The following is a 14,470-nucleotide window of genomic DNA, read 5'->3' as shown; positions in this document are numbered from 1 at the left end:
GTCCTGGATCAGGTCGTGTTCGTTTGTCCGAACCGGTCCGCCAGACGCCTCCGCCTCCCCCCGGAAACGGCGCGGCACGAATTGGAACATCTGGTTAATTGCAGCCTTCGGCGCCGGGGGCAAGGGCTGGCATGCACATGTATACTGCGCGGGTGCACGGGCTGGAGGCGGAGGCGTGCTGGTTGGGACGCGGGGGCGTTTCATCAGGGAGGCCGCAGGGGCCGGGCCGGAGCAGGGGGGCGGGCGCGATGGGCCAGGGGCCGGCGGAGATGGCGGCGGCGGTGGCCTGCAGAGAAGCTGGACGAATGGGCCGGACAGGTGGGCGCAACGGCCTGGCGCCTGTGAGACGGGGGCATGAGGGGAAGCAGGGGGCCGGTGCAGCACCTCGGCGCGGCCGTGAGGGCGGAGGTATCGATCGGCGCGGCACGGAGGGGGCACCGATCCGGCCGACGGGCGGCTTGGCAAAAACACGACGAGGCCCGGAGGAACAGGCGGATGGTCTGCCGTTGTAGCCACCCGGCTTTGCCAGGGCGCGGGACGGTTCGACGCGCGGAACGGGGTGGGGCGCTTGTGCCGCCCTTGCTCTTTGCCGGTGGGCTGGCCTATATGCACCGTCAGAATTTCAGCCCGAGACGTCCGCAGGAGAGTAGCACATGGCCGGCCATTCAAAATGGGCCAACATCCAGCATCGGAAAGGCCGCCAGGACGCGGCCCGGTCGAAGCTGTTTTCGAAGCTGTCCAAGGAAATCACCGTCGCCGCCAAGATGGGCGACCCCGATCCCGACAAGAACCCGCGCCTGCGCCTGGCGGTGAAGGAAGCCAAGGGCCAGTCGATGCCCAAGGACAACATCGACCGGGCCATCAAGAAGGCCACCGGCGGGGACGGCGAGGAATACGAGGAAATCCGCTACGAGGGCTATGGCCCGAACGGCGTGGCGATCATCGTCGAGGCGATGACCGACAACCGCAACCGGACGGCGTCGAACGTGCGGTCGACCTTTTCCAAGAACGGCGGCAACCTGGGCGAGACCGGCTCGGTGGGCTTCATGTTCGAGCGCAAGGGCGAGGTGACCTATTCGGCCGAGGCCGGCGATGCCGACGCGGTGTTCGAAGCGGCGATCGAGGCCGGGGCAGAGGACGTGGAAAGCTCGGACGAGGGCCACGTGATCTGGTGCGCCGACACCGATCTCAACGAGGTGGCCACGGCGCTTGAAGCCGGGCTGGGCGAGAGTGAAAGCACCAAGCTGGTGTGGAAGCCCACGACGACCACCGAGATGGACCTGGACAACATGCAGAAGCTGATGAAGCTGGTCGACGCGCTGGAGGACGATGACGACGTCCAGCGGGTGACGACCAATTTCGAAGCTTCCGACGAGGTCATGGAACAGCTGGCCTGAGCCTGCTTGTCGCGCCCTTGCAGGCGCGCCGCGCGGTTCTCGGGGTGGCCGGGGGGTGACCCGACCTGTCACCGGGTTCATGGGCGGGCCGGACAGGCAGGGCCCATGATCGTCACCCTGACCGCCCCGAGGTCCGGACAAGAGAAAACGGCTCCCGCAGGGGAGCCGTTTGTCGTTCAGCCGCCGATATAGGGCGCGCCCGGCTTGGGCCGCCAGAAGACCTTCTGGTTGTGCAGCTTGCCGAGCAATTCGTAGGTCTCGGTCAGTTCGGAGTCGATATCGTCCAGCTCGGCGGCACGGGTGGTGTCATCCATCTCTTGTGCCAGCAGGCGCATGCGCTTGAGCGAGAGGTCCTTCTTGGCTTGCTGCAATGCGTTCTCGATCAGCTCGAGATCCTGCAGACCCAGCTCGAAATGACGGTTGTACTTGCCCAACGTTCCTATCCCGATTGAAAGTTTCCGATAGGAACGCCATGCGCCAATCAGCGCCCGGGCGCAAGAGGGCATGCAAGCGACGTATCGGAATCCGACTGCGACATTTGCGGGATCGGGGGCGTGATCGGTCGCCAGTGGTGATTTTCGCGGCCATTGCATGCCGCTCGGGCAATCGCTGGGGCGGGGCGTTGAGCAATCCCCCGGGGCCCGATGTCGGGCGATTGCCGGGTAAGGCGTTGGGCCTTTGCCAGCCCAAGGTGTCGGGCGATCGGGCGGGCCAACAACGGGCCGCGTCGGGCGGGGACCGATCGGGCGGAGGATCTGGACGCAGCGGTCCGGCGCTGGTACCTGCGGACGGTCTGACGGAGGAACGGGGCATGATGGCGTCCTACCTGGCGGGGATGGCGCTTGGCCTGTCCCTCATCCTTGCAATCGGTGCGCAGAACGCCTTTGTCCTGCGCCAGGGCCTGCGGCGCGAGCACGTGTTCTGGGTCTGCCTGACCTGCGCGGTCTCCGACGCCCTGCTGATCATCGCCGGGGTGTCGGGCTTTGGCGCCCTGGCCGAGATGTGGCCCTGGTTCGCCCAGGCCATGCGCTTTGGCGGAGCGGCCTTCCTGCTGGTCTACGGTGCGCGCAGCTTGCTCAGCGCCTGGCGCGGGGGCGAAGCCCTGGAGGCTGCCGGGCGCGAGGCCGCCAAGCTGGGCCCGGTGCTGCTGACCATCCTGGCCCTGACCTGGCTCAACCCCCATGTCTACCTGGACACCGTTGTCCTGCTGGGCTCGGTCTCGGCCCAGTACCCCAGCGCCACGGGCTTTGCCCTGGGCGCCACGACCGGCAGCTTTGTCTTCTTCTTCGGCCTGGGCTACGGCGCCCGGGCGCTGGCCCCGCTGTTTGCCCGGCCCCGGGCCTGGCAGGTGCTGGACGCGCTGATCGGCCTGGTCATGTGGGCCATCGCCCTGAAACTCGTGCTGATGTAATGCACTTGCCCCTGTAATCCACTTGCCCCGGGCATGTAATCCGGTGTTGATACGGCCATGCCCGAATTGCGCCCCTCACGTCCGCTGGTGGGTATCCTCTGGATGCTGCTCACCGGTCTCTGCTTCGTTGCCGTCACCGCCCTGGTCAAGCTGCTGGGCCCGCGTATCCCGGCGGTGGAATCGGTCTTTCTGCGGTATGTCATCGGGTTGATCCTGCTGCTGCCCCTGCTGGGCCGGCTGAAGCTGGGCGAGATCACCCCCCGCCTGCACATGCTGTTTGCCGCGCGCGGGCTGGTGCATGCGGTGGGCGCGGGGTTCTGGTTCTTTGCCATGGCCCGCATCCCGCTGGCCGAGGTCACGGCGATGAACTACCTCTCGCCGGTTTACGTGACCATCGGCGCGGCGCTGTTCCTGGGCGAGCCGCTGGCCCTGCGGCGCATCCTGGCCGTGGGTGCGGCGCTGGTCGGCACGGCGATCATCCTGCGCCCGGGCTTTCGCGAGGTCGGGCCGGGGCAGATGGCCATGCTGGTCACGGCGCTGGCCTTCGGCTGTTCCTACCTGCTGGCCAAGGTGCTGGCCGACCGGGCCGATGCGGCGCTGGTCGTGGCCATGCTGTCGGTCTGGGTGACCATCGGCCTGGCCCCGGCGGCGCTGATGGCCTGGGTCTGGCCGACCTGGGCCGAGCTGGGCATCCTGCTGGGCGTGGCGCTGTTCGCGACGGCCGGCCATTACACGATGACCCTGGCCATGGCCGCCGCACCGGTGGCGGTGACCCAGCCGGTGACCTTCCTGCAGCTGATCTGGGCGACGTTGCTGGGCGTGTTGGTCTTTCACGAGCCGATCGACATCTGGGTGGTCGTCGGCGGCACGGTGATCCTGGGCGCAGTCAGCTACATCACCTGGCGCGAAGCCCGGATGAAGCGCCGGGCCGTGACCCCGGCGGTGCCGGCGACCAAGTTCTGAAGGCCTGGTGCCGGCGGGGCGGGGGGACCGGCCCGACCCCGGTCTGTGCGCGGGCCGGCGGGGGCTGCCCACCGGCCCACCGGCCTTGGCCCCGTCAGCCGTTGATCATCGCAAAGGCGGCGTCATAGCGGCCTTCGGCCTCGGCGTTGCGCTGGAAGCCGACGCGGTTGACCAGCACCTCGTCGGGAATGTCGTCGCGCGACAGCAGGCCGATGACCTCGTCGGTGAACGCCTGCAGCGGCATCGCCGCGGCCAGGCGCGACTGGCCCGGGGTGAGGTCGGTCGCCACCAGCGGCGGCGCGATCTCGTGGACATCGACGGGTGTGTCGCGCAGTTGGTGCCGCAGAGATTGTGTCCAGGAATGGATGGCGGCCTTGGTCGCGGAATAGACCGGGTTCGCGGCCTTGGGCACAAAGGCCAGCCCCGAGGACACCGTGATCAGCGCCGCATGCGGGCGGCTCCGGAGATGGGGCAGGAACGCTGCGGCCATCCGGATGGGCGCCGTCAGGTTCGTGGCAATCGTGCGTTCGGCCACGTCCAGATCGACCGGCGTTGCCGTGTAATCCTCGGCCTCCATGATGCCGGCGTTCAGGATGACCGTGTCCAGCCCGGGATGTTCGGCGATGAGCCTGGCCGGAAAGGCGGCGAGGGCCGCGTCATCCGTCACGTCCAGGACATAACCCGCCATGCCCGGGTTGTCGTCCAGCACGGCCTGCAGGCTGGCCTGCTTGCGGCCGGTGATGATGAGACGATTGCCCCGGGCCTGCAGCTCGCGGGCCAGGGCGTGGCCGATGCCGGAATTGCCGCCGGTGATCAGGATGGTGCGATCGGTAAGAGCCATGGTGTCTTGTCCTCTTGGTAACATGGCCCTTACATGTCGCTGCTGCTGTCGTTGAGAAAGTAGGCACCCAAAAGATTTATACTTACCCAAAAGAGAGTATGGAGCCGATGACGGAGAAATCCCTGCGCGACGAGCTGCAAGACATTGGCCCGACGGATCCCGCGGTGGATCGCCTGGTCGAAGAGATCATCGGCCGGGTGGCCGACAAGTGGACCATGCTGCTGATCGAGATCCTGACCGAACGCGACTGCTGCCGCTTCGGCGAGCTGTCCCGGGCCTGCACGGGCATCAGCCAGAAGATGCTGACCCAGACCCTGCGCGCGATGGAGCGTGACGGGCTGGTGACCCGCACGGTCTATCCGGTCGTGCCACCAAAGGTCGAATACCGGCTGACCGAGCTTGGCCTGGGCCTGAGCAAGGCGTTCTGCGGGGTCTGGATCTGGGCCGAGGAGAACTTCGACAGGATCGACCGGGCGCGCCAGGACTATGCCGCGCGGATGGCGGCCGAGGGATCATCGACGTAACGGACCCGGCGGGGTCTGGGGGCAGGCGACAAGGCCGCCATGGTCGACATGCGCGGCGGGTCAGGGGGAAGGGCGCGCCATGGGCCCATCCATGCGCTTGTCAAAACGGTCGGCCCCGTGCAATGGCGCGTCTCGGGGATGTCCTTGCCGATTGTCAGGATGCCTGGTTTGGCCACCTGCCCGAGGGCAGGCCGGACGGGGCATTGAGGCCCTGCGGCCACAAAGGTCCTGCGGCCAAGAAGGCGCTGTGACTCCGGAGGACTTGCGGCCACGAAAGCGCTGTGACCCCGGAGGACCTGCGGCTACGAAGGACCTGCGGCCACGGTTGCCATGCGGCCACGAAGGCCTTGTGACCCCGGAGGCCTCTGGCCCGTTGCCCCCCGCGCTAGCCGCGCGGGTCGAGCAGCTTGGCCAGGATGCCGTTGCGCGTGATCTGGCCCAGAAGGGCGCCGTCTTCGACCACGCCGACGGGCGCGCTGTGGCCCTGGGCGGCTTCCATCACCTCGCGGATCGTGGCCCCCGGCGGGACCGTGGCCGGCGGCGTGCCTTCGGCCGGTTCCATCACGTCGCGCGCCGACAGCACGCCCAGCGGGTTCATGTGGGCCACGAAATCGGCCACGTAATCGGTGGCCGGCTGCGAGAAAATGTCCTTGGGCGTGCCGTGCTGCACGATCCGCCCGCCTTCCATGATGGCAATCCGGTCGCCCAGCTTGAAGGCCTCGTCCAGGTCGTGGCTGACGAAGATGATCGTCCTGTCCAGCTTTTGCTGCAACTCGATCAGCTCGTCCTGAAGGCGCGCCCGGATCAGCGGGTCGAGCGCCGAGAACGGCTCGTCCATCAAGAGGATCGGCGCTTCGGTGGCAAAGGCCCGGGCCAGGCCCACGCGCTGCTGCATGCCGCCCGACAGCTCGCCGACCTTGCGGTCGCCCCAGTCACCCAGGCCCACAAGGTCGAGCTGGCGGTCGACCTGCTCGGCGCGGGCCTTGCGCGACATGCCAGCCAGCTCCAGGCCCAGGCCCACGTTCTCGCGCACGCTGCGCCAGGGCAGCAGGCCGAATTGCTGAAAGACCATGGCCACCCGCGACAGCCGGATCCGGCGCAGCGTGGCGGCATCGGCATGGCTGACATCGACCAGCCCGTCGCCGCTGTCCACGTGCACCGCCCCGCGCACCACCGGGTTCAGCCCGTTGACCGCCCGCAGCAGGGTGGACTTGCCCGAGCCGGACAGGCCCATCAGCACCAGGATCTCGCCCTGTTCGACGCTGAGCGAGCAATCGTGCACGCCCAGCACCTGGCCGGTGGTCTCCTGGATCGCGGCGCGGTCCTGCATCTGGTCCATCAGGGGCAGGGCCCGGTCGGGATGGTCGCCGAAGACGATCGACACCTTGTCGAAGGAAACAGCCGTGCCCATCAGTCGCGCTCCATCCTGAGAATGCGGTCGAGCATGATGGCCACGACCACGATGATGAACCCGCTCTCGAAGCCGAGCGCGGTATTGACCTGGTTCAGCGCGCGCACCACCGGCACGCCCAGCCCGTCGGCCCCGACCAGCGCGGCGATGACGACCATCGACAGCGACAGCATGATGGTCTGGTTCAGCCCGGTCATGATCTGCGGCAGGGCAAAGGGCAGCTCGACCTTCCACAGCGTCTGGGACGGCGTGGCGCCAAAGGCCTGGGCGGCCTCCAGCAGGGCCTGGGGCGTCGAGGTCACGCCCAGGTGGGTCAGCCGGATCGGCGCGGGCAGGACAAAGATCACCGTGGCAATCAACCCGGGCACCATGCCGATGCCGAAAAAGACGATGGCCGGGATCAGGTAGACGAAGGTCGGCAGGGTCTGCATCAGGTCGAGGATCGGCCGCATCACGCGGTACAGCCCGGGCCGGTGGGCCACGGCGATGCCGATGGGCACGCCCAGGCCCATGCAGACGATGCAGGCGCACAGCACCAGGGTCAGGCTTTCCAGGGTTTCTTCCCAGTAGCCCTGGTTGAGGATGAAGAGAAAGCCCAGCACGACAAAGGCCACCAGCTTCCAGCTGCGTTGCAGCCCCCAGGTCAGCCCGGCGAACAGCGCCACGATGACCAGCGGATGCGGGGTTTCCAGCGCCCAGAGGATGCCTTCGATCAGCCGGTCCATCACGTCGGACAGCCCGTCAAAGAACCAGCCCCCGTGCATCTGCAGCCAGTCGAAGACCGCGCTGGCCCATTTCCCCACGGGGATCTTGTTCTCGGTCAACCAGTCCATGCATGCCTCGCCGTTTGCGGTGAAAAATTCTGCGCAGAATTTTTGCAGGAAAATCGGGGATTTTCCTGGCGGCGCGGATCGGGCCCGCGCCGCCCTTGGCTGGGGTGGGGCGCCTTACTGCAGCGCCGCGGTCACCGCCGCCATGGCGTCGCCGCCGTCAACGGTCGTCACGCCGTCCAGCCAGCCGTCCAGCGCGCCGGCATTGGCCGCCAGCCAGGCCGTCGCCGCGGCCGAGGGCTCCTGGCCGTCATCCAGGATCGCGGCCATGATCTCGTTTTCCATGGCCAGCGTGAATTCGAGGTTTTCCAGCAGCTTGCCCACGTTCGGGCATTCTTCGACATAGCCGGCCCGGGTGTTGGTATAGACCGTCGCCCCGCCCAGGTTGGGCCCGAAGAAATCGTCGCCGCCGGTCAGGTAGGACATCTCGAAATTGGCGTTCATCGGATGCGGCTCCCAGCCCAGGAAGACGATCGGCTCGCCGCGCCGGTCGGCCCGGGCCACCTGGGCCAGCATGCCCTGTTCCGAGCTTTCCACCACTTCGAACCCGGCCAGGCCAAAGGCATCGCCCTCGATCATGTCCATGATCAGCCGGTTGCCGTCATTGCCCGGCTCGATGCCATAGATCTCGCCGTCCAGCGCATCGGCCTGGGCCGCGATGTCGGCGAAATCCTTGATGCCCAGGTCGGCCGCGGCCTTGTTCACGGCCAGGGTGTATTTCGCGCCTTCCAGGTTGGCCCGCACGGTGTCGACGGTGCCGGCCTCGCGGTAGGGGGCGATGTCGCCTTCCATCGTCGGCATCCAGTTGCCCAGGAAGACGTCGATGTCGCCCCCGGCCATCGAGGTATAGGTCACCGGCACCGACAGCACCTTGATGTCGGTTTCATATCCCAGCGCGTCCAGGATCACCGTGGTGGCCGCCGTCGTCGCGGTGATGTCGGTCCAGCCCACGTCGGAAAAGGTCACCGCCGTGCAATCGGCCAGGGCCGGGGTCGCCGCGCACAGAGCCAGCGCCGAAAGGGTCGTTTTCAGCTTCATTTTGGTCGTCTCCCTGTTCTTGTCTGCGGGGGAGGGTATTTTTTATTGATTGACGAGTCAATAAACGCTTCCTACCCTCTCCCCCGCGCGGCCCCTTGCGGGGGGCGTGCCGGGCCCCCTTGGCGGGCCGGCGGGGCCTGCGCAAGGGCTCGGAGACGTCACGCAAAAGGCCCCGGCAGGGGGCGCAGAGGAAGACCGCATGCCCAAGCTGGGGATGGAACCCGTCAGGCGCGACGCCCTGGTCAAGGCCACGATCGCCGAGATCGGCCAGGCCGGGTCGTTGGACGTGACCGTCAGCCAGATCGCCCGGCGGGCCGGCATGTCCTCGGCGCTGGCGCATCATTACTTCGGCGGCAAGGCCCAGATCTTCCTGGCCGCGATGCGCCACATCCTGACCGAATACGGCGCCGAGGTGCGCCGGGAACTGGCCGGTACCCCGGCCGGTGAGCGGGCCGAGGCCATCGTGCGGGCGTCCTTTGCCCCGGCTTCCTTCGCGCCCGAAAGCATCGGCGCCTGGATGACCTTCTATGTCCTGGCCCAGACCGAGCCCCAGGCCCTGCGCCTCTGGCGGATCTACCAGCGCCGGCTGCGCTCGAACCTGGTCCATGCCCTGCGCCCGCTCTGTCCCGCCCCCGAGGCCGCGGCCGATACCCTGGCCGCGCTGATCGACGGGCTCTACATCCGCGCCGCGCTCAACGATCCCGAGGCGCCCGGCGCCGCCTGCGACCACGCCCTGCGCGTGCTTGCCATGCTCAAGGACCAGCCCGCATGACCCAGCCCAACCTCCTGATCCTGATGGTCGACCAGCTCAACGGCACGCTGTTTCCCGACGGCCCGGCCGACTGGCTGCACGCGCCCAACCTCAAGCGCCTGGCTGCCCGCTCGGTGCGCTTTGCCAATGCCTATACCGGCTCGCCGCTCTGCGCGCCCGGCCGGGCCAGCTTCATGTCGGGCCAGCTGCCCCGCCGCACCGGGGTCTATGACAATGCCGCCGAGTTCCGCTCGGACATCCCGACCTATGCCCACCACCTGCGCCGGGCGGGCTATTACACCTGCCTCAGCGGCAAGATGCATTTCGTCGGCCCCGACCAGCTGCACGGGTTCGAAGACCGCCTGACCACCGACATCTACCCCGCCGATTTCGGCTGGACCCCCGATTACCGCAAGCCGGGCGAGCGCATCGACTGGTGGTATCACAACATGGGTTCGGTCACCGGGGCCGGCGTGGCCGAGATTTCCAACCAGATGGAATATGACGACGAGGTCGCCTACATGGCCACGTCCAAGCTCTACGACCTGGCCCGCGGCAAGGACGACCGGCCTTGGGCCCTGACCGTCAGCTTCACCCATCCCCACGATCCCTATGTCGCGCGCCGGAAATACTGGGACCTCTACGAAGACTGCGCCCATCTCGACCCGGTCGTGCCCGACCCGGGATACGACGCCCAGGACCCGCATTCGAAACGGCTCTTCGATGCCAACGACTGGCGCAAGTTCGACATCACGCCCGAGGATGTCCGCCGCTCGCGCCGGGCCTACTACGCCAATATCTCCTATCTCGACGACAAGATCGGCCAGATCCTGCAGGTGCTCGAAGACACCCGGCAAGAGGCCCATATCCTGTTCCTCTCCGATCACGGCGACATGCTGGGCGAGCGCGGCCTGTGGTTCAAGATGTCCTTCTTCGAAGGCTCGGCCCGCGTGCCCCTGATGATCTCGGCCCCGGGGCTGGAACCGGGCCGGGTGGACACGCCGGTCTCCACCATCGACGTCACCCCCACGCTGGGTGACCTGGCCGGGGTCGACATGTCCGAGATCGCGCCCTGGACCGACGGCCAGACCCTGGTGCCCCTGGCCCGGGGTGTCGCGCGCGACGCGCCGGTGGCCATCGAATATGCCGCCGAAGGGTCTTATGCCCCGCTGGTCTGCCTGCGCCAGGGGCGGTGGAAATACATCCGCTGCGCGCTCGATCCCGACCAGCTCTTCGATCTCGACGCCGACCCGCGCGAACTGGTCAACCTGGCCACCGACCCGGCCCATGCCGACACGCTGGCCGCGTTCCGCGCCATGGCCGACGCGCGCTGGGACCTGGCCGCCTATGATGCCGAGGTCCGGGCCAGCCAGGCCCGCCGCTGGGTGGTCTACGAAGCCCTGCGCCAGGGCGGCTATTACCCCTGGGATTATCAGCCGCTGCAACAGGCATCCGAACGCTACATGCGCAACCACATGGACCTGAACATCCTCGAGGAAAGCCAGCGCTTCCCCCGGGGCGAATGACATCTTCTTCTTGGGAAAAATACCCTTTCATGCCCTATGACACCCAACCCCCCGCCAGCCATTTCATCAACGGCCGCTATGTCGAGGACAGCGCCGGCGACCTGATCGAGGTGGTCTACCCGGCCACCGGCGCCGTGATCGCCCGCATCCATGCCGCCACCCCGGCAATCATCGAAGAGGCCATCACCTCGGCCCGTGCCGCCCAGGCCGCCTGGGCCGCGCTGTCGGGCACCGAGCGCGGGCGCATCCTGCGCCGGGCCTCCGAGATCATGCGCGAGCGCAACCACGACCTGTCGGTGCTGGAAACCTTCGACACCGGCAAGCCCTACCAGGAAACCAGCGTCGTCGATGCGACCTCGGGGGCCGATGCGCTGGAATACTATGGTGGCATGGCCGCGACCCTGACCGGCGAGCACATCCCGCTGGCCGGCGGCGACTGGGCCTATACCAAGCGCGAGGCGCTGGGGCTCTGCGTGGGCATCGGGGCCTGGAACTATCCCACCCAGATCGCCTGCTGGAAGGGCGCCCCGGCGCTGGCCTGCGGCAATGCGATGATCTTCAAACCCTCCGAAACCACGCCGCTCTGCGCGCTGAAGGTGGCCGAGATCCTGCACGAGGCCGGGCTGCCGGCCGGGCTCTACAACGTGGTCCAGGGCATGGGCGCCGTCGGCGCCGCGCTGGTGACCGATCCGCGCGTCGACAAGGTCTCGTTGACCGGCTCGGTGCCCACCGGCCGCAAGGTCTATGCCGCGGCCGCCGACGGCATGAAACACGTGACCATGGAACTGGGCGGCAAGTCGCCCCTGCTGGTCTTCGAGGATGCCGATATCGATGCCGCCGTCTCGGGCGCGATCCTGGGCAATTTCTATTCCACCGGCCAGGTCTGTTCCAACGGCACGCGGGTCTTTGTGCAGAACGCGGTGATCGAGCCCTTCCTGGCCCGGCTGGCCGAACGGCTGAAGGGCGCGGTGATCGGTGATCCGCAGGACCCGGCCACCAATATCGGCCCGATGGCCTCGGCCCGCCAGCTGGAGATCGTCGAAGGCTACGTGGCCAAGGGCCTGGAAGAAGGCGCGCGGCTGGTCGCCGGGGGCACGCGGATCGCGGGCGAGGGCTTCTGGTTCCCGCCGACGGTCTTTGCCGACGTGACCGACGACATGACCATCGCCCGCGAAGAGATCTTTGGCCCGGTCATGTCGGTGCTGGGTTTCGACACCGAGGACGAGGCCCTGCGCCGGGCCAACGACACGCCCTTCGGCCTGGCCGCCGGGGTGTTTACCCGCGACCTGGCCCGCGCGCACCGGGTTGTCGATGCCTTCGAGGCCGGGACCTGTTACATCAATTCCTACAACGACGCCCCGGTCGAAATGCCCTTTGGCGGGGTCAAGATGTCGGGCGTCGGGCGCGAGAACGCCCGCGCGGCGATCGAGCATTACTCGCAGCTGAAATCGGTCTACGTGCGCATGGGCCAGCCGGAAGCGCCGTTTTGACCGCCGGGCCCGCCCGTGATGTGCGGTGCCGCGCATCGTTCCAAGTGACAGGGCGGCCGCGCGCCGCCCTGTTTCGCCGGCCATGGCCCGACCGGGTGTCGGGGCGGGGCCGGTCATCGTCGTGCCGGTCATCGACGTGCCGCCCGGTGCTGGGCGGCTCATCCTCGTGCGGCTCTTCCATGTGCCGCCCGTCGCCGTGCCGCTCATCCACGCACCGGCCATTGACGTGCCGCCCGTGGATGTCCCGCCCGTGGATGTGCCACCCGGGCCACGACACCAAGACACCCGATCAGATCGCGAGGGCGTGAGATGGAAGCCGATTTCGTCATTGTAGGGGCCGGCAGCGCCGGATGTGCCATGGCCTATCGCCTGTCCGAGGCCGGGGCCTCGGTGCTGGTGATCGAACACGGGGGCACCGATGCCGGGCCCTTCATCCAGATGCCCGCCGCGCTGAGCTACCCGATGAACATGGCCCGCTACGACTGGGGCTATCGGTCCGAGCCCGAACCCCACCTGGGCAACCGCGAACTGGCCTGCCCGCGGGGCAAGGTCATCGGCGGGTCGTCGTCGATCAACGGCATGGTCTACGTGCGCGGCCATGCGATGGATTACGATCACTGGTCGGAAAGCGGCGCGCGCGGCTGGTCCTATGCCGACGTGCTGCCCTATTTCCAGCGCATGGAAAGCTGGCACGACGGCGGCCATGGCGGTGATCCGTCCTGGCGCGGCACCGACGGGCCGCTGCATGTCACCCGGGGCACCCGCGAGAACCCGCTGCACGCGGCCTTCGTCGATGCCGGCCGGCAGGCGGGCTACCAGGTCACCGACGATTACAACGGCGGCCAGCAGGAAGGCTTTGGCCCGATGGAGCAGACGGTCTGGAAAGGCCGGCGTTGGTCGGCGGCCAATGCCTATCTGAAACCGGCCCTGAAGCGCGACAATTGCGACCTGGTCCGCGGGCTGGTCACCCGGGTGATCATCGAGGACGGCCGGGCCACGGGGGTCGAACTGGCCGGGCGCGGGCCGATCAAGGCCCGGCGCGAGGTCATCCTGGCGGCCTCGTCGATCAATTCGCCCAAGATCCTGATGCTGTCGGGCATCGGCCCGGCCGCCCACCTGGCCGAACACGGCATCCCGCTGATCGCCGACCGCCCGGGCGTGGGCGCCAACCTGCAGGACCACCTGGAAGTCTATGTCCAGATGGCGGCCAGCCAGCCGATCACGCTCTACAAGTACTGGAGCCTTTTGGGCAAGGCCCGGGTCGGCGCGCAATGGCTGCTGACGGGCAAGGGGCCGGGGGCGTCGAACCAGTTCGAAAGCGCGGCCTTCATCCGCTCGCGGGCCGGGGTGAAATATCCCGACATCCAGTACCACTTCCTGCCCATCGCCGTGCGCTACGACGGCCAGGCCGCGGCCGAGGGCCACGGCTTCCAGGCCCATGTCGGGCCGATGCGCGCCAAGAGCCGGGGCCGCGTGCGGCTGCGCTCGGGCAATGCCGAGGACGCGCCGGTCATCCGGTTCAACTACATGTCGCATCCCGACGACTGGACCGATTTCCGCGCCTGCCTGCGCCTGACCCGCGAGATCTTTGCCCAGGAGGCCTTCAAGCCCTACGTCAAGCACGAGATCCAGCCCGGCGCGGCGTTGCAGAGCGATGCCGATCTCGACGGGTTCATCCGCGACCATGCCGAAAGCGCCTATCACCCCTGCGGCACCTGCCGGATGGGCGCTGCGACCGATCCCCGGTCGGTGGTCGATCCCGAGGGCCGGGTCATCGGTGTCGACGGGCTGCGCGTGGCCGACAGCTCGGTCTTTCCGCGCATCACCAACGGCAATCTCAACGGCCCGTCGATCATGACTGGCGAGAAGATGGCCGATCACGTGCTGGGGCGCGATCCCCTGCCGAAATCCAATCGCCGGGCGTGGATCCACCCGGATTGGCAGCATGCGCAACGTTGATCGGGATCAAGGTGATGCATAGGTCGGGTGTCTAGAGTGATGCAGAACTGAAGAGGAAGGACTGGAACATGTCTCATACCCCGCATGAACTCGCCGACGAATTCCCCGACATGGTCGAACAGATCCAGGCCCTGAAAGGCTCGGATGCCCATTTCGCCCGGCTGCATGAGGAATACCATGCGCTGAACCGGGCGGTGCACCGGGCCGAGACCAATATCGAGCCGGTCGAAGACCTGGCCGAGGGCGAGATGCGCAAGAAACGCGCGGCGCTCAAGGACGAGATCTATGCCTACCTGAAGGAACACGCCTGAGCGGCGCGGACCGTCCCG

Annotated in this window: 14 protein-coding genes; 9 read left to right on the top strand and 5 right to left on the bottom strand. The window is 67.7% G+C overall.

Annotated elements, in window-relative coordinates:
• Positions 1–653: 653 nt before the first annotated feature.
• The gene (locus ACK3BB_RS18230; protein WP_428926063.1) at positions 654–1,397 is read left to right on the top strand and encodes a YebC/PmpR family DNA-binding transcriptional regulator; all 744 of its coding nucleotides are present in this window, start codon (positions 654–656) and stop codon (positions 1,395–1,397) included.
• 176 nt (positions 1,398–1,573) lie between these two features.
• On the opposite strand, the gene ACK3BB_RS18225 is transcribed toward ACK3BB_RS18230, so the two are convergent.
• Entirely contained in the window at positions 1,574–1,831 is a 258-nt protein-coding gene (locus ACK3BB_RS18225; protein ID WP_428926062.1) for a hypothetical protein, read from the bottom strand.
• Between the two features lie 377 nt (positions 1,832–2,208).
• On the opposite strand from ACK3BB_RS18225, the gene ACK3BB_RS18220 reads away from it, so the two are divergent.
• Complete coding sequence (locus ACK3BB_RS18220; RefSeq protein WP_428926061.1) at positions 2,209–2,808, top strand: LysE/ArgO family amino acid transporter; 600 nt, start codon at positions 2,209–2,211, stop codon at positions 2,806–2,808.
• A gap of 57 nt (positions 2,809–2,865) precedes the next feature.
• Positions 2,866–3,771 (top strand): DMT family transporter, encoded by a 906-nt coding sequence (locus ACK3BB_RS18215; protein WP_428926060.1) that lies wholly within the window; start codon positions 2,866–2,868, stop codon positions 3,769–3,771.
• Between the two features lie 94 nt (positions 3,772–3,865).
• Here ACK3BB_RS18215 and ACK3BB_RS18210 read toward each other — a convergent pair whose 3' ends face one another.
• Positions 3,866–4,612 (bottom strand): SDR family oxidoreductase, encoded by a 747-nt coding sequence (locus ACK3BB_RS18210; RefSeq protein ID WP_428926059.1) that lies wholly within the window; start codon positions 4,610–4,612, stop codon positions 3,866–3,868.
• Between the two features lie 107 nt (positions 4,613–4,719).
• Here ACK3BB_RS18210 and ACK3BB_RS18205 point away from each other — a divergent pair, with 107 nt between their 5' ends.
• Positions 4,720–5,136: a winged helix-turn-helix transcriptional regulator gene (locus ACK3BB_RS18205; protein WP_428926058.1), complete on the top strand. Its 417-nt coding sequence runs from the start codon at positions 4,720–4,722 to the stop codon at positions 5,134–5,136.
• Positions 5,137–5,521: 385 nt separating this feature from the next.
• On the opposite strand, the gene choV is transcribed toward ACK3BB_RS18205, so the two are convergent.
• The 3 genes from choV to choX all read right to left on the bottom strand — a co-directional run bounded on the left by choV (position 5,522) and on the right by choX (position 8,415).
• Positions 5,522–6,547, bottom strand: coding sequence for a choline ABC transporter ATP-binding protein (gene choV, locus ACK3BB_RS18200; RefSeq protein ID WP_428926057.1), 1,026 nt, complete (start codon positions 6,545–6,547; stop codon positions 5,522–5,524).
• Positions 6,547–7,380 (bottom strand): choline ABC transporter permease subunit, encoded by an 834-nt coding sequence (choW, locus tag ACK3BB_RS18195; RefSeq protein ID WP_428926056.1) that lies wholly within the window; start codon positions 7,378–7,380, stop codon positions 6,547–6,549. The genes choV and choW overlap by 1 nt, the downstream gene beginning before the upstream one ends.
• A 114-nt stretch (positions 7,381–7,494) precedes the next feature.
• Entirely contained in the window at positions 7,495–8,415 is a 921-nt protein-coding gene (choX, locus tag ACK3BB_RS18190) for a choline ABC transporter substrate-binding protein (protein WP_428926055.1), read from the bottom strand.
• Between the two features lie 199 nt (positions 8,416–8,614).
• Here choX and betI point away from each other — a divergent pair, with 199 nt between their 5' ends.
• From betI to ACK3BB_RS18165, 5 genes are all read left to right on the top strand, one after another.
• Positions 8,615–9,187, top strand: a complete 573-nt coding sequence (gene betI, locus ACK3BB_RS18185) for a choline-binding transcriptional repressor BetI (RefSeq protein WP_428926054.1) — start codon at positions 8,615–8,617, stop codon at positions 9,185–9,187.
• Entirely contained in the window at positions 9,184–10,692 is a 1,509-nt protein-coding gene (gene betC / locus ACK3BB_RS18180; RefSeq protein WP_428926053.1) for a choline-sulfatase, read from the top strand. The genes betI and betC overlap by 4 nt, the downstream gene beginning before the upstream one ends.
• Positions 10,693–10,721: 29 nt before the next feature.
• Positions 10,722–12,182 (top strand): betaine-aldehyde dehydrogenase, encoded by a 1,461-nt coding sequence (betB, locus tag ACK3BB_RS18175; protein ID WP_428926052.1) that lies wholly within the window; start codon positions 10,722–10,724, stop codon positions 12,180–12,182.
• 309 nt (positions 12,183–12,491) lie between these two features.
• Positions 12,492–14,141, top strand: coding sequence for a choline dehydrogenase (betA, locus tag ACK3BB_RS18170; protein WP_428926051.1), 1,650 nt, complete (start codon positions 12,492–12,494; stop codon positions 14,139–14,141).
• A gap of 68 nt (positions 14,142–14,209) precedes the next feature.
• Positions 14,210–14,452 (top strand): YdcH family protein, encoded by a 243-nt coding sequence (locus ACK3BB_RS18165; protein WP_428926050.1) that lies wholly within the window; start codon positions 14,210–14,212, stop codon positions 14,450–14,452.
• Positions 14,453–14,470: the final 18 nt, after the last annotated feature.

Source organism: Marinibacterium sp. SX1 (assembly GCF_050389775.1).
Lineage (GTDB): Bacteria > Pseudomonadota > Alphaproteobacteria > Rhodobacterales > Rhodobacteraceae > Marinibacterium.
This window is presented reverse-complemented; position numbering and strand designations above follow the sequence as displayed.

Coding starts and splice junctions, on each gene's coding strand:
- ACK3BB_RS18230 (WP_428926063.1), top strand. CDS start 654: ATGGCCGGCCATTCAAAATGGGCCAACATCCAGCATCGGAAAGGCCGC.
- ACK3BB_RS18220 (WP_428926061.1), top strand. CDS start 2,209: ATGATGGCGTCCTACCTGGCGGGGATGGCGCTTGGCCTGTCCCTCATC.
- ACK3BB_RS18215 (WP_428926060.1), top strand. CDS start 2,866: ATGCCCGAATTGCGCCCCTCACGTCCGCTGGTGGGTATCCTCTGGATG.
- ACK3BB_RS18210 (WP_428926059.1), bottom strand. CDS start 4,612: ATGGCTCTTACCGATCGCACCATCCTGATCACCGGCGGCAATTCCGGC.
- ACK3BB_RS18205 (WP_428926058.1), top strand. CDS start 4,720: ATGACGGAGAAATCCCTGCGCGACGAGCTGCAAGACATTGGCCCGACG.
- choV (WP_428926057.1), bottom strand. CDS start 6,547: ATGGGCACGGCTGTTTCCTTCGACAAGGTGTCGATCGTCTTCGGCGAC.
- choW (WP_428926056.1), bottom strand. CDS start 7,380: ATGGACTGGTTGACCGAGAACAAGATCCCCGTGGGGAAATGGGCCAGC.
- choX (WP_428926055.1), bottom strand. CDS start 8,415: ATGAAGCTGAAAACGACCCTTTCGGCGCTGGCTCTGTGCGCGGCGACC.
- betI (WP_428926054.1), top strand. CDS start 8,615: ATGCCCAAGCTGGGGATGGAACCCGTCAGGCGCGACGCCCTGGTCAAG.
- betC (WP_428926053.1), top strand. CDS start 9,184: ATGACCCAGCCCAACCTCCTGATCCTGATGGTCGACCAGCTCAACGGC.
- betB (WP_428926052.1), top strand. CDS start 10,722: ATGCCCTATGACACCCAACCCCCCGCCAGCCATTTCATCAACGGCCGC.
- betA (WP_428926051.1), top strand. CDS start 12,492: ATGGAAGCCGATTTCGTCATTGTAGGGGCCGGCAGCGCCGGATGTGCC.
- ACK3BB_RS18165 (WP_428926050.1), top strand. CDS start 14,210: ATGTCTCATACCCCGCATGAACTCGCCGACGAATTCCCCGACATGGTC.